Annotated in this window: 21 protein-coding genes, 1 pseudogene and 1 riboswitch; of the genes and pseudogenes, 16 read left to right on the top strand and 6 right to left on the bottom strand. The window is 70.5% G+C overall.

Annotated features, from left to right (window positions below):
- Positions 1-147: 147 nt before the first annotated feature.
- From AZE13_RS30405 to AZE13_RS30455, 10 genes are all read left to right on the top strand, one after another.
- Positions 148-756, top strand: a complete 609-nt coding sequence (locus AZE13_RS30405; RefSeq protein WP_066939172.1) for a CDP-alcohol phosphatidyltransferase family protein — start codon at positions 148-150, stop codon at positions 754-756.
- A 121-nt stretch (positions 757-877) separates the two neighbouring features.
- Positions 878-3,373, top strand: a complete 2,496-nt coding sequence (locus AZE13_RS30410; RefSeq protein ID WP_066939174.1) for a mannose-1-phosphate guanyltransferase — start codon at positions 878-880, stop codon at positions 3,371-3,373.
- A 75-nt stretch (positions 3,374-3,448) separates the two neighbouring features.
- Positions 3,449-4,381: a DUF881 domain-containing protein gene (locus AZE13_RS30415; RefSeq protein ID WP_181690498.1), complete on the top strand. Its 933-nt coding sequence runs from the start codon at positions 3,449-3,451 to the stop codon at positions 4,379-4,381.
- The gene (locus tag AZE13_RS30420; protein ID WP_003984969.1) at positions 4,378-4,710 is read left to right on the top strand and encodes a small basic family protein; all 333 of its coding nucleotides are present in this window, start codon (positions 4,378-4,380) and stop codon (positions 4,708-4,710) included. Before AZE13_RS30415 ends, AZE13_RS30420 begins: the two co-directional genes overlap by 4 nt.
- Before the next feature lie 5 nt (positions 4,711-4,715).
- Positions 4,716-5,726 carry a DUF881 domain-containing protein gene (locus AZE13_RS30425; protein ID WP_258528085.1) on the top strand — a complete coding sequence of 337 codons (1,011 nt, stop codon included), beginning with the start codon at positions 4,716-4,718 and terminating at the stop codon, positions 5,724-5,726.
- Between the two features lie 70 nt (positions 5,727-5,796).
- Positions 5,797-6,693, top strand: a complete 897-nt coding sequence (locus AZE13_RS34710; RefSeq protein WP_079124533.1) for an FHA domain-containing protein — start codon at positions 5,797-5,799, stop codon at positions 6,691-6,693.
- 17 nt (positions 6,694-6,710) lie between these two features.
- Positions 6,711-7,460, top strand: a complete 750-nt coding sequence (locus tag AZE13_RS30440; RefSeq protein WP_066939180.1) for a MerR family transcriptional regulator — start codon at positions 6,711-6,713, stop codon at positions 7,458-7,460.
- A 53-nt stretch (positions 7,461-7,513) separates the two neighbouring features.
- Positions 7,514-7,987: a bifunctional nuclease family protein gene (locus AZE13_RS30445; protein WP_006606439.1), complete on the top strand. Its 474-nt coding sequence runs from the start codon at positions 7,514-7,516 to the stop codon at positions 7,985-7,987.
- A gap of 196 nt (positions 7,988-8,183) precedes the next feature.
- Positions 8,184-8,789: a MerR family transcriptional regulator gene (locus tag AZE13_RS30450; RefSeq protein WP_066939183.1), complete on the top strand. Its 606-nt coding sequence runs from the start codon at positions 8,184-8,186 to the stop codon at positions 8,787-8,789.
- Positions 8,790-8,867: 78 nt separating this feature from the next.
- Positions 8,868-10,370 (top strand): DNA polymerase IV, encoded by a 1,503-nt coding sequence (locus AZE13_RS30455; RefSeq protein WP_066939186.1) that lies wholly within the window; start codon positions 8,868-8,870, stop codon positions 10,368-10,370.
- A gap of 134 nt (positions 10,371-10,504) precedes the next feature.
- Here AZE13_RS30455 and AZE13_RS39385 read toward each other — a convergent pair.
- Positions 10,505-10,714 (bottom strand): annotated as a pseudogene (locus AZE13_RS39385) (PRC-barrel domain-containing protein); the annotation flags it as partial.
- Positions 10,715-10,777: 63 nt separating this feature from the next.
- Positions 10,778-10,875, top strand: a riboswitch (glycine riboswitch).
- 186 nt (positions 10,876-11,061) lie between these two features.
- Here AZE13_RS39385 and gcvP point away from each other — a divergent pair.
- On the top strand, positions 11,062-13,947 hold the full coding sequence (gene gcvP, locus AZE13_RS30460; protein ID WP_066939189.1) for an aminomethyl-transferring glycine dehydrogenase: 2,886 nt from the start codon (positions 11,062-11,064) through the stop codon (positions 13,945-13,947).
- Between the two features lie 117 nt (positions 13,948-14,064).
- On the opposite strand, the gene AZE13_RS30465 is transcribed toward gcvP, so the two are convergent.
- Complete coding sequence (locus tag AZE13_RS30465; RefSeq protein ID WP_066939193.1) at positions 14,065-14,259, bottom strand: DUF5999 family protein; 195 nt, start codon at positions 14,257-14,259, stop codon at positions 14,065-14,067.
- Positions 14,260-14,596: 337 nt separating this feature from the next.
- Positions 14,597-15,184 (bottom strand): hypothetical protein, encoded by a 588-nt coding sequence (locus tag AZE13_RS30470; RefSeq protein WP_066939196.1) that lies wholly within the window; start codon positions 15,182-15,184, stop codon positions 14,597-14,599.
- Positions 15,185-15,791: 607 nt separating this feature from the next.
- Between AZE13_RS30470 and AZE13_RS30475 the strand changes: the two genes are divergently transcribed.
- Both AZE13_RS30475 and AZE13_RS30480 read left to right on the top strand, forming a co-directional pair.
- Positions 15,792-17,348: a glutamate-cysteine ligase family protein gene (locus AZE13_RS30475; protein WP_066939199.1), complete on the top strand. Its 1,557-nt coding sequence runs from the start codon at positions 15,792-15,794 to the stop codon at positions 17,346-17,348.
- 214 nt (positions 17,349-17,562) lie between these two features.
- Positions 17,563-18,420: a CPBP family intramembrane glutamic endopeptidase gene (locus AZE13_RS30480; protein ID WP_079124534.1), complete on the top strand. Its 858-nt coding sequence runs from the start codon at positions 17,563-17,565 to the stop codon at positions 18,418-18,420.
- A gap of 51 nt (positions 18,421-18,471) precedes the next feature.
- Here the strand turns inward: AZE13_RS30480 and AZE13_RS30485 are convergent, their stop codons facing one another.
- Positions 18,472-19,293 (bottom strand): PhzF family phenazine biosynthesis protein, encoded by an 822-nt coding sequence (locus AZE13_RS30485; protein ID WP_066939202.1) that lies wholly within the window; start codon positions 19,291-19,293, stop codon positions 18,472-18,474.
- Between the two features lie 187 nt (positions 19,294-19,480).
- On the opposite strand from AZE13_RS30485, the gene AZE13_RS30490 reads away from it, so the two are divergent.
- Positions 19,481-20,119 (top strand): PadR family transcriptional regulator, encoded by a 639-nt coding sequence (locus AZE13_RS30490; RefSeq protein WP_066939205.1) that lies wholly within the window; start codon positions 19,481-19,483, stop codon positions 20,117-20,119.
- Between the two features lie 269 nt (positions 20,120-20,388).
- Entirely contained in the window at positions 20,389-20,919 is a 531-nt protein-coding gene (locus AZE13_RS30495) for a Clp protease N-terminal domain-containing protein (protein WP_066939208.1), read from the top strand.
- Between the two features lie 75 nt (positions 20,920-20,994).
- Here the strand turns inward: AZE13_RS30495 and AZE13_RS30500 are convergent, their stop codons facing one another.
- A complete protein-coding gene (locus tag AZE13_RS30500) occupies positions 20,995-21,657 on the bottom strand; it encodes a pyridoxamine 5'-phosphate oxidase family protein (protein ID WP_066939210.1) in 663 nt (220 codons plus the stop codon).
- A 35-nt stretch (positions 21,658-21,692) separates the two neighbouring features.
- On the opposite strand from AZE13_RS30500, the gene AZE13_RS30505 reads away from it, so the two are divergent.
- Positions 21,693-23,024, top strand: coding sequence for an aminotransferase class I/II-fold pyridoxal phosphate-dependent enzyme (locus AZE13_RS30505; RefSeq protein ID WP_066939213.1), 1,332 nt, complete (start codon positions 21,693-21,695; stop codon positions 23,022-23,024).
- A gap of 134 nt (positions 23,025-23,158) precedes the next feature.
- Here the strand turns inward: AZE13_RS30505 and AZE13_RS30510 are convergent, their stop codons facing one another.
- The gene (locus AZE13_RS30510; RefSeq protein WP_066939216.1) at positions 23,159-23,581 is read right to left on the bottom strand and encodes a MarR family winged helix-turn-helix transcriptional regulator; all 423 of its coding nucleotides are present in this window, start codon (positions 23,579-23,581) and stop codon (positions 23,159-23,161) included.
- Positions 23,582-23,692: the final 111 nt, after the last annotated feature.

Genomic DNA, 23,692 nt, shown 5'->3' on the forward strand with positions numbered 1-23,692 from the left:
AAATTTTGAGAGAAGCCCTGTGGGAATGTCAGTTCCCACAGGGCTTCTCTGCGTTGTGGGGATCTTGGGACCCCCGGCGCGGCGCGGTCGGCGGGGCGGGTAAGGTCGAGGGACATCGTAGGCACATTTCCCACAGGAGGCCCCCGCGTGGAGGTCCAGGAGACGCGGGTCCAGACGGATCGAGTTCTCACCATCCCCAATATCCTGAGCATGGCTCGCCTGGCCGGCGTACCGCTGTTCCTGTGGTTGATCCTCTGGCCGAAATTCGGTGGTCCGAATGCGGACGGCTGGGCCCTGTTGGTACTCGCGCTGAGCGGCGTGAGCGACTACCTGGACGGTAAGCTCGCCCGCCGCTGGAACCAGATCAGCAGTCTGGGACGGATCCTCGACCCGGCGGCCGACCGCCTGTACATCCTGTCCACCCTGGTCGGTCTCACCTGGCGCGAGATTCTTCCGCTCTGGCTCACCGCGGCCCTGCTGGCGCGCGAACTGATGCTGCTGATCGCGGTGGGATTCCTCGGCCGTCACGGATACGGTCCTCCCCAGGTGAACTTCCTGGGCAAAGCGGCTACGTTCAACTTGATGTACGCCTTCCCGTTGCTCCTCCTGAGCGGCGGGGACAGCTGGCTTCGTATGCTCGCTACTGTTTTCGGATGGGCGTTCGCCGGATGGGGTACAGCGCTGTACTGGTGGGCAGGGATCCTCTACGTGGTCCAGGTCCGCCGGATCATCAAGGCGGACACCACAGCCGACTGAACTCTCCGAACCGGCATGTTCTGCCAAGGCCCATCGCCTGTAGGTGAGAACCGGAACAGTGGGCGATCTGGATAGGTGAAGTCGGCAAGACCGTCGTCTCCCAGAGGAGGACGCTTCCGACATGAAGGCCGTCGTGATGGCCGGCGGCGAAGGAACACGCCTTCGCCCCATGACGTCCAGCATGCCCAAGCCGCTGCTTCCCGTCGCCAATAGACCGATCATGGAGCATGTCCTGCGGCTGCTGAAACGGCATGGTCTCAACGAGACCGTCGTGACCGTGCAGTTCCTTGCCTCGCTCGTCAAGAACTATTTCGGTGACGGGGAAGAGCTCGGCATGGAGCTCACCTACGCAAATGAGGAAAAGCCGCTCGGCACCGCCGGGAGCGTCAAGAACGCCGAGGAGGCCCTCAAGGATGACGCCTTCCTCGTCATCTCCGGTGATGCCCTCACGGACTTCGATCTCACCGACCTGATCCGGTTCCACAAGGAGAAGGGCGCACTCGTCACGGTGTGCCTGACGCGGGTACCCAATCCGCTCGAGTTCGGCATCACCATCGTCGACGAGGGTGGCCGGGTCGAACGTTTTCTGGAAAAGCCCACCTGGGGCCAGGTCTTCTCGGACACCGTCAATACCGGCATCTACGTCATGGAGCCGGAGGTCTTCGACTACTTCGAGCCCGATGTCCCGGTGGACTGGTCCGGTGATGTCTTTCCGCAGCTCATGAAGGAAGGCAAGCCGATCTACGGCTATGTCGCCGAGGGCTACTGGGAGGACGTCGGCACCCACGAGAGCTATGTGAAGGCCCAGGCCGATGTGCTCGAAGGCAAGGTCGATGTGGAAATCGACGGCTTCGAGATCTCGCCGGGCGTGTGGGTCGCCGAGGGCGCCGAGGTCCACCCCGACGCTGTGCTGCGCGGGCCGCTGTACATCGGCGACTACGCCAAGGTCGAAGCGGGTGTGGAGATGCGTGAGCACACCGTGGTCGGCTCCAATGTCGTGGTGAAGAGCGGGGCTTTCCTGCACCGGGCCGTGATCCACGACAATGTCTATCTCGGCCAGCAGAGCAATCTGCGCGGCTGTGTGATCGGCAAGAACACCGATGTCATGCGGGCCGCCCGGATCGAGGACGGCGCGGTGATCGGCGATGAATGCCTCATCGGTGAGGAGTCGATCGTCCAGGGCAACGTCCGGGTCTATCCCTTCAAGACCATCGAGGCCGGCGCGTTCGTCAATACCTCGGTGATCTGGGAATCCCGTGGCCAGGCACATCTGTTCGGTGCCCGGGGCGTGTCCGGAATCCTCAATGTGGAGATCACCCCGGAACTCGCCGTACGGCTCGCGGGCGCGTACGCCACCACGCTCAAGAAGGGCTCCACGGTCACCACCGCGCGCGACCACTCCCGAGGCGCGCGGGCGCTCAAGCGCGCGGTGATCTCCGCGCTGCAGGCCAGCGCCATCGACGTACGCGACCTGGAGAACGTCCCACTGCCCGTCGCCCGCCAGCAGACCGCCCGGGGCAGCGCCGGCGGCATCATGCTGCGGACGACGCCCGGAGTGCCGGACTCCGTCGACATCATGTTCTTCGACGAACGCGGCGCCGACCTCTCGCAGGCGGGGCAGCGCAAGCTCGACCGGGTCTACGCCCGGCAGGAGTACCGGCGCGCCTTCCCCGGAGAGATCGGCGATCTGCGCTTCCCGGCCAGCGTCTTCGACTCGTACACCGGAGCGCTGCTGCGAGCCATGGACACCACGGGCATCGGCCAAGCAGGGCTGAAGGTCGTCGTGGACGCCTCCAACGGCAGCGCGGGCCTGGTGCTGCCCAGCCTTCTGGGGCGGCTCGGTGTCGACTCGCTGACGATCAACCCCGGGCTCGACGAATCCCGCCCGACCGAGACCGCCGACGCCCGGCGCTCCGGGCTGGTCCGGCTCGGGGAGATGGTGGCCTCCGCGCGGGCCGCCTTCGGGGTGCGCTTCGACCCCGTGGGCGAGCGGCTCTCCCTCGTGGACGAGCGGGGCCGGATCATCGAGGACGACCGTGCGCTGCTCGTCCTGCTGGATCTGATCGCGGCCGAGCGGCGCACCGGGCGGGTGGCGCTGCCGGTGACCACGACCAGGATCGCCGAGCAGGTGGCGGCGTACCACGGCACGCAGGTGGAGTGGACGACGACCTCGCCGGACGATCTGACCCGGGTGGGGCGTCAGGAAGGCACGGTCTTCGGCGGCGACGGCCGGGGCGGATTCATCATCCCGGAGTTCAGCAGCGTCTTCGACGGCGCGGCCGCGTTCGTCCGGCTGATCGGCCTGGTGGCCCGTACCCAGCTCACCCTCAGCCAGATCGACGCCCGGATCCCGCGGGCGCATGTCCTGCGCCGGGACCTGGCCACCCCCTGGGCCGTCAAGGGCCTGGTCATGCGGCATGTCGTCGAGGCGGCCGGCGACCGGGAGGTCGACACCACCGACGGCGTGCGGGTGGTGGAGGCCGACGGCCGCTGGGTCCTGGTGCTGCCGGACCCGGCCGAGGCGGTCACCCACTTGTGGGCGGAGGGGCCGGACGAGGCCTCCGCCCAGCAGCTGCTGGACGAGTGGTCGGCCGTGGTCGACAGCGCGGGGCGCTGACCCGGATCCCACCGGCGGGCCGCTGATCGGCACGCCGGTGGGGCCATTGGGAGACCGCGCGGCCGACGTGGGACGATGTGCGGCATGTCGCAGCAGCGCCCCGACCGGAGCACCCCGAACACGTCGGCCGCGCGTCCCGATGCGTCCATGTCGCTGCTGACCAACGTGATGGATCACAGCCTCGACGATGGGTATGCCGAGGCAGCCGCGCGGAAGGCCGAGGCCGGCGTACGGGGTCTGCCGCGTACCCTTCGGGCGAAGTTGGGCCTCGCGGCCGGTCTGGTGCTGGCCGCGCTCGTGGTGACGGTGGGGGCGGCCCAGGCGCAGAAGTCCGCACCGACGCTCGCCAAGGAGCGGGAAGAGCTGATCAACCGTATCCAGAAGGGCACCGGGGAGGCGGACCGGCAGCAGCAGCGGGTCGACGCCCTCCGGGACGACGTCAGCCGGATGCAGCGAGAGGCGCTGCGGGAGGACGGCGCCGGCAAGGCCGAACTGCTCGCCCTGCTCGCCGGTTCGACGCAGGTCACCGGGCCCGGTGTGAAACTCGTCGTGGACGACGCCAAGGGCGCGGAGTCCCACGGCGGCGGGCCGCGCGAGGGGAGCGGCTTCTCGGACACCGGACGGGTCCGCGACCGGGACATGCAGCGTGTGATCAACGGCCTGTGGGAGTCCGGCGCGGAGGCCGTCGCCGTCAATGGGCAGCGGCTCACGTCGCTCTCGGCGATCAGGGCCGCGGGAGACGCCATACTGGTCGACAACAAGCCACTGGCGCCGCCCTACACGGTGCTGGCGGTGGGGGACGGGCAACGGCTGAGCACCGCGTTCCAGGGCAGTGCCGACGGCCGGTATCTGCACGGACTGCAGGAGAACTTCGGGATCAGCACCAGGATTTCCGCCGAGAGCGAGGTCACGCTGCCGCCCGCGCCGAGTTTGATCGTACGTACCGCAAAGCCGCAGACCGGTCCCGCCACGTCGGGCGGCGCCGACAAGGGGAAGGGCACATCGTGATCGCCGTACTGGGCCTCATCGTGGGAGTCGTGGTCGGACTTGTCGTCCGACCCGTGGTGCCGACGGTGGTCGAGCCCTACCTGCCGATCGCTGTCGTGGCGGCGCTGGACGCCGTGTTCGGCGGACTGCGGGCCATGCTGGACGGGATCTTCGACGACAAGGTCTTCGTGGTCTCCTTCCTGTCCAACGTCGTCGTCGCCGCGCTGATCGTCTTCCTGGGCGACAAGTTGGGCGTCGGCGCTCAGCTCTCCACCGGCGTGGTCGTGGTGCTGGGCATTCGGATCTTCTCCAACGCCGCGGCGATCCGTCGGCATGTCTTCAGGGCGTGAGGCGGATGGCGACGGACGAGACCCCCGAGCCCAGGACGGCACCGGAGCCCGAGCGGAAGCCGGAGCGGGAGCAGCGGCCGGACCGGCCGGAGCAGCCGGAGCCGGGCCCGGCCGGGCGGCGGCCGATGCCGCCGGAGAGCCCGCGCGTCGCTGAGCGGGTGCCGTCGGCGGACCGGGCCGAAACCGGAACCCCGGAACCGGACAGCGCTGGACAGAAGCCCCGTAAAGCGGCAGACTCCTCGGCCCCGGACGTGGTCGTCGGTGACGGGAGCGGCAAGGGAAATGACGAACGCCCGAAGACGGGTCGGGAGCGGCTCGTCGCGAGCCTGTGGCCGCCGCGGCTGACGCGGGCTCAACTGATTGTCGCGCTGCTCCTGTTCATCCTCGGCCTCGGCCTGGCGATTCAGGTACGTTCCACAAGTGACAGCAGTGCGCTGCGGGGTGCGCGCCAGGAGGATCTGGTACGCATTCTGGACGAGCTGGACAACCGCTCCCAGCGGTTGACGGATGAACAGCGGCGCCTGGAAGGGCAGAAGACCGAGCTGGAGAACAGCTCGGACCAGGCCGAGGAGGCCCGTAAGCAGACCGTGGAGAAGGAACAGCAGCTGGGCGTGCTGGCCGGGACCGTCGCGGCACAAGGGCCCGGCATCAACCTGACCATCGACGACCCGACGCACTCCGTGAAGGCGGACAAGCTGTTGGACGCCATCCAGGAACTGCGTGCGGCCGGCGCCGAGGCCATCCAGGTCAATGATGTCCGGGTGGTCGCGAGCAGTTACCTCTCGGATGTCCAGGGCGGAGTGGAGATCGACGGCAGGCGCGTCGCGCAGCCGTACCGCTTCAAGGTCATCGGTAAGCCCCGGGACCTGGAGCCGGCGCTGAACATCCCTGGCGGAGTGGTCCAGACACTGGAAAAGGAGCAGGCCAAGGTGTCTGTGGCCCGTGAGGAGAAGATCATTGTGGATGCCTTGCGGGAGACGAAGCGGCCTGACTACGCTCGGTCGTCATCGCAGTGAGGCGTCCAGGTATGGCGAATGCCCGGAGAGGGCATGAGGTAGCGGGGGGTCGACGCACCGTGCGTGTGGTGTGTGGTGGAAACTGTCTGAAGGCCACGGACGTTCACAGGATGTCCGGACTGGCCGGTGTGTGCATCGAGGGTTCGTCCTGCCCCACGGGCGGGTCTGTTTCGTTCAAGGGGAATCGCCCGTGAAGTTGTTTGCAAAGCTGTTCGGCAAGCGCGCACGCCAGGAGGGCGGCAGCGGCACCGCACGGCACCGTGCTCCGCGCCAGCCCGCCGAGAGCGGTGCCGCGCAGGAGCGTCCGCTCTTCCGTGATGAGGTCGGCGGTCCGTCCGAGGGGCACGGCGCGGGTTCCGTTGACCGCTCCGGTTCAGGCCCCATAGGTTCTCAGGGACCGTCGGCCTCGGACACGGCTGGAGGGCAGGCCCTGCCGGTGTGTACGAGGTGTGGGCACCGGAACGCCGAGGCGAGCCGGTTCTGCTCCAACTGCGGTACGCCGCTGCGCGCGGGGGCCCAGGCCGAGCGGGCGTCCGAGACGACCTCGACGATCTCCATTTCGGGGCTGGAGGCCTACGACTCGGAGACGACGGGCCAGACTCCGTTGCCGTCGCTGTCCCCGGAGGCCCAGGCGGCGGTGGACGCCCTCCCGCTGGGTTCGGCGCTGCTGGTCGTCCGCCGGGGTCCGAACTCGGGCAGCCGCTTCCTGCTGGACGGCGAGCTGACCACCGCGGGCCGGCATCCGCAGGGCGACATCTTCCTCGACGATGTGACGGTCTCGCGTCGGCATGTGGAGTTCCGCCGCGGCCCGGACGGACTCTTCACGGTCGCCGATGTCGGCAGTCTGAACGGCACCTACGTCAATCGTGAGCGGATCGACTCCGTCGTGCTCGCGAACGGTGACGAGGTGCAGATCGGCAAGTACCGCCTGGTCTTCTACGCGAGCCAGCGAGGCGCCGGGATCTGATCGGCCAGGGAAGGCATATGTGCCATACACCGAAAGGCGGTGCCGGTGCCGCCGGCGCCGCCTCCTCGGGCGGCAAGCCGGTGAGTATCGGCACGGTGCTCAACGCGCTGCGTGAGGAGTTTCCCGAGGTCACCATCTCCAAGATCCGTTTCCTGGAGGCCGAGGGGCTGGTCGAGCCGAAGCGCACGTCTTCCGGATACCGGAAATTCACCCCGGCCGACGTCGAGCGGCTCGCCAGCGTCCTGCGCATGCAGCGGGACCACTACCTTCCGTTGAAGGTCATCCGGGAGCATCTGGACGCCGTGGAGCGGGGGGAACAGGTACCGCTGCCCGCCCCGGCCGCGCCCTCCGGGGAGCTGGTCGACGCCGTGCCCGGCCTCTGTGAGGACCACCCGGCGGCCGCCCGGATCGGCCGGGCCGAGCTGCTGGCCGCCGCGGAGGTGGACGAGGCGGCGCTCGCCGACTGGGAGTCGTACGGTCTCATCGTCCCTCATGCGGACGGCGCATACGACATCGAGGCCGTCACGGTCGCCAAACTCGTCGCGGACCTGGGCCGCTTCGGTCTGGAGCCGCGGCATCTGCGCGTGGTGAAGGCGGCCGCCGAACGCGAGGCGGACCTGGTCGAACAGGTCCTGGCACCCCTTCGGCGGCACCGTAACCCGCAGACCAGGGCACATGCCGAGGGCACTGCCAAGGAGCTGGGGACCCTGACCGTCCGGCTGCACGCGGCGCTGCTCCAGGGCGCTCTGCGGGGCCGGCCTCAGTGAGCAAACGAGTGCCCGACTACCCAAACCTGCCGGGCACGTCCTAGGGTTGCTGTGTGAACGAGCTCGACGTCGTGGGTGTCCGGGTGGAAATGCCTTCCAGCCAGCCGATCGTGCTCCTGCGGGAGGTGGGAGGCGATCGCTACCTGCCCATTTGGATCGGGCCGGGGGAGGCCACGGCCATTGCCTTTGCCCAGCAGGGCATGGTCCCCGCCCGGCCGCTGACGCACGACCTTTTCAAGGACGTGCTGGAGGCGGTCGGCCAGGAGCTGACGCAGGTCCGGATCACGGACCTGCGCGAGGGGGTTTTCTACGCCGAACTGGTCTTCGCCAGCGGGGTCGAGGTCAGCGCCCGTCCGTCCGACGCGATAGCGCTGGCGCTGCGCACCGGAACGCCGATCTTCGGTACCGACGGGGTGCTGGACGACGCGGGGATCGCCATCCCGGACGAGCAGGAGGACGAGGTGGAGAAGTTCCGCGAGTTCCTCGACCAGATCTCGCCCGAGGATTTCGGTACCAACAGCCAGTAGCGTGCGGCGCCGGGCCAGACGGAGCGAATGATTCCAGCCAAACTTCTGAGACATTCCCCGCGCGAGGTCACGAGAAACCACTCGTAGGGTGATTATCACTCGGCGTGGCGAGCGCGGCGATCGTTGACGCACCCCGAGCGACTGCATACCGTCGATGTGGCAGGTCCCGTCCGGGACGTGGAGGACGGAGGGCGGCGTGGCAATCACCGGCGACGGTACGGCGGCGGAAGGGGCGTTGCCGCTCCACACGAGCACAGCAGCGCACCGCGCACCGGCACCGGCCGCGGCGGCGCCGGGGGACCGCGAGGCCCAGAACATCGGCTACCGCGGCCCGACCGCCTGTGCGGCAGCGGGCATCACCTACCGGCAGCTCGACTACTGGGCCCGTACAGGCCTGGTCGAGCCCAGCATCCGGCCCGCGTACGGTTCCGGCACCCAGCGGCTCTACAGCTTCCGGGACGTCGTCGTCCTGAAGATCGTCAAGCGGCTGCTGGACACCGGGGTCTCTCTGCAGAACATCCGCACCGCCGTCCAGCACCTCCGCTCGCGCGGGCTGGCGGACCTGACGCGGATGACGCTGATGAGCGATGGCGCCACGGTCTACGAGTGCACCTCGCCCGATCAGGTCGTCGACCTGCTCCAGGGGGGCCAGGGGGTCTTCGGTATCGCCATCGGCGTGGTGTGGCGGGACGTGGAGAGCGCTCTGTCACAGCTCCATGGAGAGCGCGTGGACACCGGCGAGACACTGATCGGGCAGAACCCGCACGACGAGCTGGCCCGGCGGCGCAACCGCGCCGGCTGATCCGCACGACGCGCGGGCATCCGCGGCCCCGGCCCGGCGGCGGGCCGGTTGTCAGTGCCATGCGGCAGCATCGGAGATGTGAGACCCGCCCCGACGATCCTGCATCTGGACATGGATGCGTTCTACGCGGCCGCCGAGCAGGCGGCCAAGCCGAGCCTGCGCGGGAAGCCGGTGATCGTCGGCGGGATCGGGCCGCGCGGGGTGGTCGCCACGGCGTCGTACGAGGCCCGGGTTTTCGGCGTCCGCTCCGCGATGCCCACGGCCCAGGCGCGCAGGCTGTGCCCCAATGCCGCCTATCTCAGTCCTCGTTTCACCCTGTACCGCCAAGTGAGTGACACGGTGATGGATCTGCTGCGCGCGCTGTCGCCCCTGGTGGAGCCGCTCAGCCTGGACGAGGCGTTCGTGGACCTGGAAGCGGGCGGCGTACCGGCCGAGACGGCCGCCGCACGGGCCGTGGGGGAGCGGCTGCGGCGTGACATCCGGGAGGCGACTGGGCTGACGGGCTCGGTGGGGCTCGCCGGCGCCAAGATGCTGGCGAAGATCGCCTCCGAGGCGGCCAAGCCGGACGGCCTGGTGGTGATCGAGCCCGGCACGGAACGGGAGCTGCTGGGGCCGATGCCGGTACGGACACTGCCCGGTGTGGGGCCGGCGACGGCCGAGACGCTGCGCAGGGCGGGGATCCACACCGTGGCGGAGACCGCGGAGGCCGGTGAGGCCGAGCTGGTGCGGCTGCTGGGCAAGGCTCACGGCACGGGGATCCACGCCATGGCGCTGGGCCAGGACGACCGCCCTGTGGTGGCCGAGCGGGACGCGAAGTCCATCTCGGTCGAGGACACCTTCGAGGTCGATCTGACCGACCGGACGCGGGTACGGACCGAGCTGCTGCGGCTGGCCGACCGCTGCGTCCAGCGGCTGCGGGAGTCCGGGCGCTCCGGGCGCACGGTAGTGATCAAGGTCCGTAACTACGACTTCTCGACGCTGACGCGCTCCGAGACGCTCCGCGGGCCCACGGACGACCCTGTGGTCATACGGGAGGCCGCGGTACGCCTGCTCGACATGGTGGACACCACGGGCGGGGTGCGGCTGCTGGGTGTGGGGGTCAGCGGGCTGGCCGACTTCACACAGGAGGATCTCTTCGCCCAGTTCGCGACGGAGCGGGAGGCCGCGGAGCCGGCCGGGCCGGAGCCCGAGACGGACGGGGGCGAGACCGGCGGGGACCGTCCCGAGGACGAGCGGCCGCGGCGCTGGCATCCGGGCCTGGACGTGGTGCACGACGAGTTCGGCGCCGGGTGGGTGCAGGGGAGCGGGGTGGGGCGAGTGACCGTACGCTTCGAGACGCCATGGTCCGCACCGGGCAGGGTGCGGACCTTCGCCGTCGACGACCCGGCGCTGCGGCCGGGGGAGCCCCTGCCGCTGGTCGGCGGGGGACCGGAAGGCGCTCAGTCCTCCGAGCCGGCGATCTTGCCGAAGTCCTTGTCGCCGGAGCGGGAGCCGGAGCCGGGGCGGGAACCCCGGCCGGAGCCGCCCGTGTCGTCGGAAGGCAGCGATTCCACGTCCGGGGAGGCGATGTCCAGCCGGTAGTGGTGGTAGAGCTGGAGCTCCTGTTCGGGGGAGAGGTGGCGGCCCACGCCGAAGTCCGGGGCGTCCTTGATCAGCTTGCGGTCGTACGGGATGTGCAGGGCATCACCGACCATCTTGCTGGGCTCCAAGGGGACGAACGCGTCCCGGCTGAAGATTCCGGTGCGCACGGCTGCCCACTCCGGTTCCCCCGTCGCGTCGTCCAGGTACACCTCGTCGATCGTGCCTATCTTCGTGCCGTTCCGGTCGAACGCTTTGCGGCCGATCAGGCTTCGGGGATCGATGTCGGTTTGCACGGCCCCTCCAATTGGTCGCAACTGCCCCGTGACAACTACCAAACGGCACATTTCCCGCCCTGGCCACTCGAAGGCTCCTTCGAGTGGTGCGCTGGTAGGCTGGCCAATGGCCGCTGAATCCGTGCGGGAGAGTCCTTTGTCGTTCGCGACCAGGGCGCCGAAGGAGCAAATCCTCCCCGGAATCTCTCAGGCACACGTACCGCACGGACGAGGTCACTCTGGAAAGCAGGGCGGGCCACGGACAGGCACCACGCCGGGACCCCTCCTCACCGACGGTGAAAGCCGGGCCGTCCGCGGGCCGGTGAAGCTCTCAGGTTGAGATGACAGAGGGGGAGGCCGTCCGGGCACCCGTGCCGTGGTGCCCCTCGCAGGTCGTACTGACCAGGAGGCCCCCGCAGATGACCACCCATCGCATCTCCCTGACCGAGCTGGAACGCGGTATCCCCTTCGAACGGCGGCATATCGGCCCCGACCGCGAGGCACAGGCCAAGATGCTCGCGCAGGTCGGCTTCGGTTCGCTGGACGAGCTCACCGCCGCCGCGGTCCCCGATGTGATCAAGAGCGTGGAGGCGCTCGGCCTCCCGGAGGCCCGTACCGAGGCCGAGGTGCTCCAGGAGCTGCGTGGTCTCGCGGAGCGCAACCAGGTGCTCACTTCCATGATCGGCCTGGGCTACTACGGCACGTTCACCCCGCCGGTGATCCTGCGCAACGTCATGGAGAACCCCGCCTGGTACACCGCGTACACGCCCTACCAGCCGGAGATCTCGCAGGGGCGTCTGGAAGCGCTGCTGAACTTCCAGACCATGGTCGCCGACCTGACCGGCCTGCGCACCTCCGGTGCCTCCCTGCTGGACGAGGGCACCGCCGCCGCCGAGGCGATGGCCCTCTCCCGCCGGGTCGGCAAGGTCAAGCAGGGCGTCTTCCTGGTGGACGCCGACTGCCTGCCGCAGACCATCGCCGTGATCCGGACCCGTGCCGAGCCGACCGGCGTCGAGGTCGTCGTCGCGGACCTGTCCGACGGCATCCCCGACGGGATCGCCGAACGCGGTGTCTTCGGCGTGCTGCTGCAGTACCCGGGCGCCTCCGGTGCGGTCCGTGACCCCCGGGCGCTCATCGAGCAGGCCCATGAGCTGGGTGCCGTCGTCACCGTCGCCGCCGATCTGCTCGCCCTGACGCTGCTCACCTCGCCCGGTGAACTCGGCGCGGACATCGCCGTCGGCACCAGCCAGCGCTTCGGCGTGCCGATGGGCTTCGGCGGGCCGCACGCCGGCTTCATGGCCGTCCGCGATCAGTTCGCCCGCAGCCTGCCCGGCCGCCTGGTGGGCGTCTCCGTCGACGCCGACGGCACCAAGGCCTACCGCCTCGCGCTGCAGACCCGCGAGCAGCACATCCGCCGCGAGAAGGCCACCAGCAACATCTGTACCGCGCAGGTGCTGCTCGCGGTCATGGCCGGGATGTACGCCGTCCACCACGGCCCCGAGGGCCTGCGGACCATCGCCCGCCGTACCCACCGCTACGCCACCATCCTGGCCGAGGGCCTGCGGGCCGGTGGTGTGGAGATAGTCCACGACGCGTACTTCGACACCCTGACCGCCCGGGTCCCCGGCCGGGCCGCCGAAGTCGTCGCCACCGCCCGCGAGGCCGGGATCAACCTGTGGCAGATCGACGCCGACCTGGTCGGTATCGCCTGCGACGAGACCACCGGACGCGCGCAGCTGACCGGCGTCTGGGGCGCCTTCGGCGTGACGGGCGACATCGAGCGGCTGGACGCCACCGCGGCCGACACGCTGCCGGGGACGCTGCTGCGCACCGACGAGTACCTCACCCACCCGGTCTTCCACCGGCACCGCTCCGAGACCGCGATGCTGCGCTACCTGCGCTCCCTCGCCGACAAGGACTACGCGCTGGACCGTGGCATGATCCCACTCGGCTCCTGCACGATGAAGCTCAACGCCACCACCGAGATGGAGCCGGTCACCTGGCCCGCCTTCGGCCAGCTGCACCCCTTCGCGCCGGCCGACCAGGCCGAGGGCTACCTCACACTGATCCAGGAGCTGGCGGACCGGCTGGCCGTCATCACCGGCTATGACAAGGTCTCCCTCCAGCCGAACGCCGGATCGCAGGGCGAGCTGGCCGGACTGCTCGCCGTACGCGCCTACCACCGTGCCAACGGCGACGAGCAGCGCACGGTCTGCCTGATCCCGTCCTCGGCGCACGGCACCAACGCCGCCAGCGCCGTGATGGCCGGGATGAAGGTGGTCGTCGTCAAGACCGGCGAGGACGGCGAGGTCGACGCCGACGACCTGCACGCCAAGATCGAGAAGCACCGTGACGAACTCGCGGTCCTCATGGTCACCTACCCGTCCACGCATGGCGTGTTCGAGGAGCACATCACCCAGATCTGCGCGGCGGTGCACGAAGCCGGCGGCCAGGTCTACGTGGACGGCGCCAACCTCAACGCACTGGTCGGCCTCGCCGAGCCCGGAGCGTTCGGCGGCGACGTCTCGCACCTCAACCTGCACAAGACCTTCTGCATCCCGCACGGTGGCGGCGGCCCCGGCGTCGGCCCGGTCGCGGTACGCGCCCACCTGGCGCCGTACCTGCCCAACCACCCGCTGCAGCCCACCGCCGGTCCGGAGACCGGCGTCGGGCCGGTCTCCGCGGCCCCCTGGGGCTCGGCCGGCATCCTGCCGATCTCCTGGGCCTACCTCCGCCTGATGGGCGGCGAGGGCCTCAAGCGCGCCACCCAGGTCGCGGTCCTCAGCGCCAACTACATCGCCAAGCGCCTGGAGCCGCACTACCCGGTGCTCTACACCGGCCCCGGCGGCCTGGTCGCGCACGAGTGCATCATCGACGTCCGGCCGCTCACCAAGGCCACCGGTGTGAGCATCGACGACGTCGCCAAGCGGCTCATCGACTACGGCTTCCACGCGCCGACGATGTCCTTCCCGGTGGCCGGAACGCTGATGATCGAGCCGACCGAGAGCGAGGACCTCGGCGAGCTGGACCGGTTCTGCGACGCGATGATCGCCATCCGCGCGGAGATCGAGAAGGTCGGCTCGGGGGGGTGGGACAAGGACGACAACCCGCTGCGCAACGCCCCGCACACCGCGGCCGCGCTCGGCGGCGAGTGGGCCCACCCGTACAGCCGCGAGGAGGCGGTCTTCCCGGCCGGCGTCGCCGCGGCGGAGAAGTACTGGCCGCCGGTGCGCCGGATCGACGGCGCCTTCGGTGACCGGAACCTCGTCTGCTCCTGCCCGCCGCTGGACGAGTACGACAGCTGACCGTCAACCGGTCCGGCTGACCGTCATCGGTCCGCCGGTCCGTCCGTCCGGGCAACAGCAAGGGCCCTCGGCAGTTCTTCTGCCGGGGGCCCTGGTGGTACGTGCCGGGCGCGCGGGTCAGGCCGCTGCGGTGATCCGGTCCCGGTGCGGGGCGATGACCTGCCCGTCAGGCAGCAGTTCGCCGGTGTCCTCGAAGAGCAGGACGCCGTTGCAGAGCAGGCTCCAGCCCTGCTCGGGGTGGTGCGCCACAAGGTGTGCGGCCTCCCGGTCGCTGGAGTCTGCGGACGGGCAAGGCGGTTGGTGCTGACACATGGAAGTTGTCTTTCGCTGCGGTGTGGTAATCGATGTGCGGCTCGACGTGCTCGATGAGGTGGTCATGGCCGCTCCCCCGTTCCAGTGGTCGGTTCCAGTGTTGCCCTACGGACCGGATTCCGCAGGGATTTCGCAGCAGCGGTACTCACTCGGTATCGACGCATCACCCGTGCGGGCGGTTGCTTTCAATTGTGCTCCTCCCCAAGGTGGTTGGGAGTGGTATCGGTGGGCTAGCCCGCGTGGGTGAGCACGGCAGAGCGCCCCGCGGCCGACAGGGCTCGCGGGGCACGCTCTTGCGGGACGGCGTGCGCCGGCGCGTGGCGCGGCGCGGCACCGGTCAGGCGGGTTCGCGCAGCAGCGGGGCGGGGGTGAGGCGCAGGGTGAGCCGGGGGAGCAGGTCGGCGACGCGGTGCGGACGGTGCGCGGCGATCCCCGGCGGGGCCGGGGCCAGCGGAACCAGCAGGTCGGCGGGGGCGGGCAGCCCTTCGGCGCCATCGGCGGCCAGGTCGTTGTGCAGCCACAGGGTGAGCATGTACAGCTCGGGTACGGACAGCAGCCGTGGCTGGTACGGCGCGGTGAGCGCCTCGGCCTGCACGAGGGCCTGCTCGGTCGCGGCCACGTAGGGGCCGCCGCAGAAGCGGGCGAACGCCCAGCCGTCCGCGGTGGGCGTCGCCTCGGCGGTGGCCACCGCCCCGTCGCCGCCGCGGACCAGGAAGCTCCACCCGGCCGGCCGGGTGTGCGGTGTCCCGCCGGCCTGGCTGACGTCGTCCCATACGTGGAGGGGCAGCGGATGATCGGGGCTGAGCGGGCCCTGGTGGGTGCGCAGCGCGGGTACCGGGGCGGCGCGGAGGATGCCGGGCGAGCCGAGGGCGGCGAGAACGCTGCGCAGGGCGGGCGCGGGGGCGGGGGCAGGGTGCAGCGGCATGGTGGGTCGCCTCTCACTTCGGAGACACGGTGGAGCGTGGAGGTGCAGACAGCGCTGTCTGCGTCCGGGGCATGGCCGGCGTGGGGCCCGGGGCCGTGTCGGAAGTCCCGCCTGCCGTGGGAGCGCCGCGGGTCTGCCCCGGGCAGGCGGCGGGAATGTGGCGACCGGGCCCAGGGCCCGCCCGGCGCCGACGGGAACTCCGCGGCGCCGGGCGTCAACTCTCTGCCTCGTTACCGGAGTTTATACGACGTATGTTCTGAAAGTGTTTCGGCTACCGGCCTCGCGGATTTCTGGCAAGGCGGAATCCGGACCCTTGCCCGAGGTGTTTTATGCCGCTTTGTGCGGGGCTTTCGCCGGGCCGCCTCGTCATTCGTTCCCGGTGCGGTAGGCCGGATCACGCCGGTGTTTCTCGGACGGAAATGTGAACGGCCATCGCCACCGAGATATGCCCTTGGGTGATGCCGGACCCGGTACCACTTCGAGCCTATCGGTACCGGCCCGCTTCCGAGGCGTTATCGATCAGATTGCCGGGGCATCATCGACCGTAGCGCGAGCCCCGGCGTGCAGCCCGTGGTCGCAGGCCGTTCACAGGAGGAGGGACCCGTCGATGGGGGAGAAGGTCGCCGTGGGCGGGACCGACCTGGCGGACCGGGAGCGATACCGAAGAAAGCTCCACGAGTGCCTCGAGGCGTTAGGGAGGCTCCTGGCGGAGAAGCGGTTCGACCGGCCCAGGAATCTCATGGGCCTGGAGATCGAACTCAATCTCGCCGGCGCCGACGGGCTGCCCCGCATGATGAACTCCCAAGTTCTCGAACGCATCGCCAGCTGTGATTTCCAGACCGAACTCGCCCAGTGCAATCTGGAAGTCAACATCCTGCCGCACCAATTGTCCGGACGCGTCCTGGACCAGCTCGCCGAAGAACTCCGCACCGGACTCGGCTACGCCGAACGGAAGGCTCGCGAGGTCGCCGCCAGAATCGTGATGATCGGCATTCTGCCGACCCTGCACGCCACCGACCTCACCGCCGCCAGCATCTCCGCGAACGACCGCTACGCGCTGCTCGACGAACAGATGCGGGCGGCCCGCGGCGAGGACTTCGCGCTCGACATCCAGGGCGTCGAGCACCTGGCCGCCCGGTCGCCGTCGATCGCTCCGGAGGCCGCCTGCACCTCCGTCCAGCTGCACCTCCAGGTGACCCCCGGCCGCTTCGCCGCCGTCTGGAACGCGGCCCAGGCCATCGCCGCGGTACAGATCGCGGTCGGTGCCAACTCGCCGTTCCTGTTCGGCCGTGAGCTGTGGCGGGAGTCGCGGCCGCCGGTCTTCCAGCAGGCCACCGACACCCGCGCCCCCGAGCTGCAGGCCCAGGGCGTACGGCCTCGCACCTGGTTCGGCGAGCGATGGATCGATTCGGCCTACGACCTCTTCGAGGAGAACCTGCGCTACTTCCCGCCGCTGCTGCCGCTGTGCGGCCCGCAGGAGCCGCTCCGGGTCCTCGACGAGGGCGGCGTGCCGGACCTGGCCGAACTGGCGCTGCACAACGGCACGGTCTACCGCTGGAACCGCCCCGTCTACGCGGTCGCCAACGGCGTCGCGCACCTCAGGGTCGAGAACCGCGTACTGCCGGCCGGCCCCACCGTCGCGGATGTCATCGCCAACACCGCCTTCTACTACGGCCTGGTACGGGCCCTGGCCGAAGAGCCACGCCCCCTGTGGACGCGCCTCCCGTTCGCCGCCGCCGCGCACAACTTCGACACCGCCTGCCGGTACGGCATCGACGCCACCTTGCGCTGGCCCCGTCCGGGCCGGAACGCCGGCTCGCTCACCGAGATCCCGGCCGTACGGCTGGTGCGCCAGGAACTCCTGCCGCTGGCCGCCCGCGGGCTGGACGCCTGGGGCGTGGAACCGGCCGACCGGGACCACTATCTGGCCATCGTCGAGGAGCGCTGCCGTCGCCGGGTGAACGGCGCCTCCTGGCAGGCCACCGCGTTCCACCACGCGCGCAGCCAGGGCCTGGACCGGGACAGTGCGCTGGCCGCGATGACCCGGCGCTACAGCGAGCTGATGCACACCGGGCAGCCGGTCCACACCTGGCCGGTCGCCTGGGCCGTCGGCCGCCGGCCGGCCGTACCGGGGCCGCGGGAGGAGGCGGCGGAGGGGGCGTAGGGGCGTACGGGGGCGTGAGGGGGCGGGGGCGTGGGGGCCACGCCTGGGCCCCTGTGTGCTGCGCCGCTGCGCCGTCGGGCAGGCTGGCGAGGGGGCAGGCGCTGCCTGGACGTCAGCCGTCCCCCGGCTTGTCGTGCGCGATCTTCGTACCTGTTGTCGAGACCCTGGCGGGGCGGTGGTGGCGAAGAGGCGGTAGTGCGGAACTGGAGGAAGTGTGCAGTCGGATACAAGTCCCCTGGCCGATCCGGACTTTCCGGGACGAGACTCTGGAGCCGGGGCGGGTACGGGGAGGGCGGGGAAGCCCTCCCGGAGCCTGGTGCGGAGCGAGACGCTGATCGTGCTGGCCCTGTCGCTGGGCGCCAGCGCGGTGTCGGCGCTGATCAGCTTCATCGGGTCGGTGACCAAGCCCGGCGGCCTCAAGGACCAGGCGGCCACTCTCAATGCCTCCCATGCGCCCGGCCGGCCGTGGCTGGATCTCGCCTGGCAGCTGTTCGGGATCGCGACCGCGCTGGTGCCGGTGGTGCTGGTGGCGCATCTGCTGCTGCGCGAGGCGCCTGCCGGGCAGCGGGGGACCGGACTCCGGACGATCGGTTTCGACCGGCGGCGCCCCGGCTTCGACCTCAGCCGTGGGGTGGGGCTCGCGGCGGCCATCGGCGGCAGCGGCCTGCTGCTCTATCTGGGCGCGCGGGCGACCGGAGCCAATCTGACGGTCGTCCCCGAGGCGCTGCCCGAGGTGTGGTGGAAGATCCCGGTACTGATCGCCTCCGCGGTGCAGAACGCCGTCCTGGAGGAGGTCATCGTCGTCGGGTATCTGCTGCGCAGGCTGGGACAGTTGGGCTGGACGCCGATGGCCGCGCTCGCGGCCAGTTCGGCGCTGCGTGGGGTGTACCACCTCTACCAGGGCGTCGGCGGCTTCTTCGGCAACATGGTGATGGGCGTGATCTTCGTCCTCCTCTATCGGCGATGGGGCCGGGTCGGCCCGCTGGTCGCCGCCCACGCGGTCATCGACATCGTCGCGTTCGTCGGCTACGCCCTGCTGGCGGGGCGGGTGGGGTGGCTGCCCACGGGGTGACGCCGCGGGGGCTGCTCCCACACAGGTCCACCCGCCCCGGAGCAGCCCGGTTCAGCCGGCGGCCAGTAGCTCGCCGTCGATGACGGTGACCGCCGAGCCGGTCAGCAATGTACGGTCGCCGCGGAGTTCGGTCCGTACGAAGCCGGTACGGCCTGCTCCCTGCCGGCCGACGAGTGCGTCACGGCCCAGCCGCGCCGACCAGAAGGGGGCGAGCGCCGTGTGCGCGCTGCCTGTTACCGGGTCCTCGTCGATGCCCACCGCCGGGAAGAAGCAGCGCGAGACCAAGTCGTAGTCGCCGTCGGGGTTCTCGGCGCGGGCCGTGGCGATCACGCCCCGGCCGCCGCGCCCGGCCAGCGCCTTGAGGTCCGGGGACAGGGTACGTACGGACTTCTCGTCGGCCAGCTCGACCAGCAGTTCGCCGACATCGTGGCCGGTGTCGTACGCCGAGCGGACCTCGGTGCCCAGCGCTGCCGCGACGACCGGCGGTACCTCCACGGGAGTCAGTGGCGCGGTCGGGAAGTCCATGGTGATCGTCCCGTCGTCGCCGACGGCTGTGATCAGCACCCCGCTGCGGGTGGTGAAGCGGACCGTTCCGGTGGCCGTCCCGGTGGTGTGCAGGACATGCGCGGTGGCCAATGTGGCATGCCCGCACATGTTCACCTCGGCGGTCGGGGTGAGCCAGCGCAGTGCCCAGTCGGCGTCGCCGCCCTTGGGCAGAGGGTGCGCGAAGGCGGTCTCGGAGAGGTTGACCTCGGTGGCGACCTGCTGGAGCCAGGCCGTGTCGGGGAACGTGTCGGAGTCGAGGAGAACGACTCCCGCCGGGTTGCCGGAGAACGGACGCGCACTGAAGGCGTCGACGATGCGGATCCTCATGGCCGCGAGCCTAGAGGCGCCACGAAGCCGCAGGCCAAGGCCAATCCCGAGGAATTGGCCACGCTGGGGCGCGCGCCGGTCGCCCGCGGATGCAGGTCGGGGTCTTGCTTCGCCGAACAGTTCCGATATATCGTTGAAGCATCGCGAAAGGGTCGTGATCAGTCAGTGAGTGAAGGAGAGTGTCATCGTGCGTTCGCAAGGACAAGGACCTGGACACGAGCACGGGCATGAGCATCGGTATGAGCAGTGCGGACCCTGGCGCCGTGGCGGCCGGGGCGACTTCGCGGGGGGCGGGGAGCGGCGGCGCTCGCCCTTCGGCCCGTTCGGCCCTCCGTTCGGGGGCCCGCCCTTCGGCGGCGGCCGGGGGCGCGGCGGGCCGCGCGGCCGGGCGCGCCGCGGTGATGTGCGTGCCTCGATACTGGCGCTGCTCAAGGACCGCCCGATGCACGGTTACGAAATGATCCAGGAGATCGCCGAGCGCAGCGGCGGGGCCTGGAAGCCCAGCCCCGGCTCGGTGTATCCGACGCTGCAGCTCCTGGAGGACGAGGGGCTCATCGCCAGTGCCAGCGAGGGCGGCAAGAAGCTGTTCTCGCTGACCGACGCCGGGCGTGCCGAGGCCGACAGTGGCTCGGATGCTCCTTGGGAGGACGCCGGCCGCGGAGTCGACTGGGAGGCGATGAACGAGATACGCAAGGCGGGCAGCGGCCTGGTCGAGGCGTTCCGGCAGGTGTGGGCCACCGGCACGCCCGAGCAGCGGGAGAAGGCCATGGCAGTGGTCAACAAGGCTCGCAAGGAGCTCTATCTCATCCTCGCCGAGGAGGACTGAGCGAGGACTGAGCGTGGATGTTCCTTGACGGGTCCGGTGCCGTGGCGCGCAGTACCGTGATGCGCGGTGCTGTGGTGCGCGGTGCGCGGTCGTGCGCGCTGTCGGATTCGCTGCGACGATGTCCGATCTTCACAATTCCCGCGCAGGAACTCCATCTCATCTCCTCCGTAAGGAGGAGGTCTCCCGCGCGTATCCCCAACCAGCGTCGGATGCGTAAATGCTTCCCGCCGGGGATGTTCCGGCGCTCAGGGGCTGGTGGGGTGGAGGCTGTGCAAAACCGTACTGCGTACAGCGGCGGCGACCTCCCCGCCCCGGAGGACCTCGGCGCACAGCTCACTGTCGAGCTCGCGTCGGTGGTCTCCGCCGCGCGCAGGCGGGCGACCCGCGACGGTGACCAGCAGGTCGACACCGCCCATCTGCTGCACGGGCTGCTGGAATCGGACCCCGCCGTCCGCGATGCCTTCGACGGCGGGCCCCAGGTCGCGCGACTGCTCGGCTACCTCGTCCAGCGCAGCATCGGTTACGGACTTCAGTGGCACGGCACCGTCGAGGACTCTGGCGCCGTCCCGGTGGTCACCGAGGGCGGTGTCCCCGGATGGTCCCCGGCCGCGGCCGCGGCCATGGACGGCGCCTTGGACCGCGCGCACGCCCGTTACGCCCTCCGCGCGGGCTGCCTCGATCTGCTGGCTGCGCTCGTGGACGACCCCGAATCCCGCGCCGTCGAGGTCCTGCGCCGGGCATCCGTCGATATCGCCCTGCTCACCGCACGGCTGGACGGGGAGCGCTCCGGCCGGGACTGACCAGGGCGGCCCCGGCCTCGTACGGGCGGCGGCGTCGGGCGGGGTGACCCAGTGGTGGATCGGCGCGGTGGCTCTTCAGTGGACCGAGAGGTACGCGGGCTCGGGGATGCCGGGCGCGAGGTCGTCGGACGGTATGGGGGCGCCGTACGCCGGCGTCACAGGAAGGACGCCGCTCCAGTACGGCAGTGCGAGGTCCTCCGGCTCGTCGTTGGGGCCGCCGGTACGGATCTTGGCGGAGACCTCGCGCAGGTCGAGCCGGAGTACGGCGGTGGCGGCCAGCTCCTTGGCGTTGCCGGGGCGGGAGTCCGCGGCGCGCCCGGACAGGACGTGGTCGACGAGCGCGTCGAGAGCGGCCTTCTTCTCCTCCTGGTCGGTCACCTGATACGCCGTGCCGTGCACGACGACACAGCGGTAGTTGATGGAGTGGTGGAAGGCGGACCTGGCCAGGACGAGGCCGTCGACATGGGTGACCGTGACGCAGACCTCCAGGCCGGGGTCCGAGACGTCACCGGCCATCCGCAGTGGGCGGGACCCGGTCGAGCCGTGCAGGTAGAGGCGGTCGCCGACGCGGCCGTACAGCGTCGGCAGGACGACCGGGGAACCGTCGCGGACGAAGCCCAGATGACAGACGTAGGCCGTGTCGAGGATCGCGTGCACGGTTTCGTGGTCGTAGGCGGCGCGTTCGCGGGCGCGGGTGGGGGTGGTGCGGGCGGTCGCTGCGTACTCGGCTCGGGCCATTGCGATCTCCATTGCACTAGTGCATAATCTGCTTTGTGCTAGGAGAGTATCGGATCGAAGGGCGGCGCGCATCGGAGATTGCCGCCAGTGTCGAGCGAGCCGTCGGTGCGGGTGAGCTCCAACCGGGTGAAGTCCTGCCCCCACTCCGGGAGTTGGCCGTCTATCTCGAGGTCAATCCCAATACGGTCGCGGCCGCGTACCGCACGCTCCGCGATCGCGGAGTGATCGAAACGGCGGGTCGGCGCGGCAGCCGTGTGCGCCCCCGTCCCGCGAGCACCTCGCGCGAGGCGATAGCGGTGGAGGTGCCGCCGGGCGTCCGGGATGCCTCCGACGGCAACCCCGATACGTCGCTGCTGCCCCCGCTGGAGCGGGCGCTGGCCGAGGCCGCGGCGCGCAGCGCGCGGCGGCCCGTGCTCTACGGCGCACCGGCCGTCGACGACGAACTGGCGGCGCTGGCCCGCTCGGCCTTCGCGGCCGACGGTGTCGCGGAGGGGCCGATCGCCGTCACCAGCGGTTCGCTGGACGCGATAGAGCGCGTGCTGGCCGCCCATCTGCGCCCCGGGGACACCGTGGCTGTGGAGGACCCGGGCTGGGGCAGTCTGCTGGATCTCATTCCCGCCCTCGGACTGCGTCCGGCCCCGGTCGGCGTGGACGACGAGGGCCCGCTGCCCGAGCAGCTGGCCCGCGCGCTCCAGGACGGCGCCCGCGCCGCCGTCATCACCGACCGGGCGCAGAACCCGACCGGTGCCGCCGTCAGCCGCGCCCGCGCGGCACAGCTCCGTACACTCCTGTCCGGCCACCCCGGCACCCTGCTCATCGAGGACGACCACGGGCATGGCATCGTCGACCTGCCGCTTCACCCCCTCTCCGGCGCCACCGACCACTGGGCCCTGGTCCGGTCGACCGCCAAGGCCTACGGTCCGGACCTACGCCTCGCGGTGCTGACCGGCGACCCGGTGACCGTCGACCGGGTGCGGGGCCGGCAGCGCCTCGGCCCCGGCTGGATCAGCCATCTGCTCCAGGTCACGGTCGCCCATCTGTGGCGTACCTCCGCGGTCGACCCGGAGGAGGTGGCCGGAGCGTACGGAAGGCGTCGGGAGTCGCTGATACAGGCCCTGGCCGAGCGCGGAGTGCGGGCGCGGGGCCGCAGCGGGATGAATGTCTGGGTGCCGGTCCCGGACGAGACCGGCGCGGTGGCCCGGCTCCTGCACGCCGGCTGGGCGGTCGCCCCCGGTGCCCGCTTCCGCCTGCACTCCCCGCCCGGCATCCGCATCACCGTCTCCGGCCTCTCCGACGGCGACATCATCCCCGTGGCCGAGGCCGTCGCCGCAGCGACGGGAGTGGGTGAGGCGCGTCGCTACGAATGAGGCCGGCGACCGGCCGAACCTCTGGCTCGCGTCACTGGCCAGGGGCTGTCCGACGGGGCAACGCGGGGGCGTTGGGGCAGCCGGCGCGGGACCATCAACGAGATCCCGTGCCGGAACCGGACCGGGGGCACGGCCTAGTGCGCTGCGAGTCTCTCCACCAGGCCAATCCCTCGCGCCAGCAACTGCCGTTCCTCCCCCGTCAGTTCTGCCTCGATCGCCCGCGCAAGCCAATCCGCCCTGCGTCCCCGCTCCTCTTCCAGTAGTGCCTGTCCGGCAGGGGAGAGGTCGACCAGGCTCTTGCGGCCGTCGGTCGGATGCGCCCGGCGTGTGATCAGCCCCTGCTCCATGAGCAGTCCCACGGCTCGGGCCATGGACTGCGGGCGCACCCGCTGATCGGCTGCCAGTTCGCTGGTTGTCATCGCGCCGGCGCGGTCCAGCGCGCCGAGGACGGCTACCTGACCGAGCGGCATCTGGTCCTCGAGCTTCACGCGCCGCGTGAGCTTTCCCATCGCGGTGCGCAGTTCGGCTGCGACGGCGGCGGATTGCGGAAGGGGCATACCGAATTTTAACGCAGCACGGCTGCACAGTGGAACTGCGCAGCAGGACTGGGCAGTAAGGCTGGACAGGGGGGGGCTGAACAGGCTGGCTTAGCAGCACAGCTGAACAGT

Origin of the sequence: Streptomyces sp. NBRC 110611 (assembly GCF_001590865.1) — a bacterium.
Classification (GTDB): domain Bacteria; phylum Actinomycetota; class Actinomycetes; order Streptomycetales; family Streptomycetaceae; genus Streptomyces.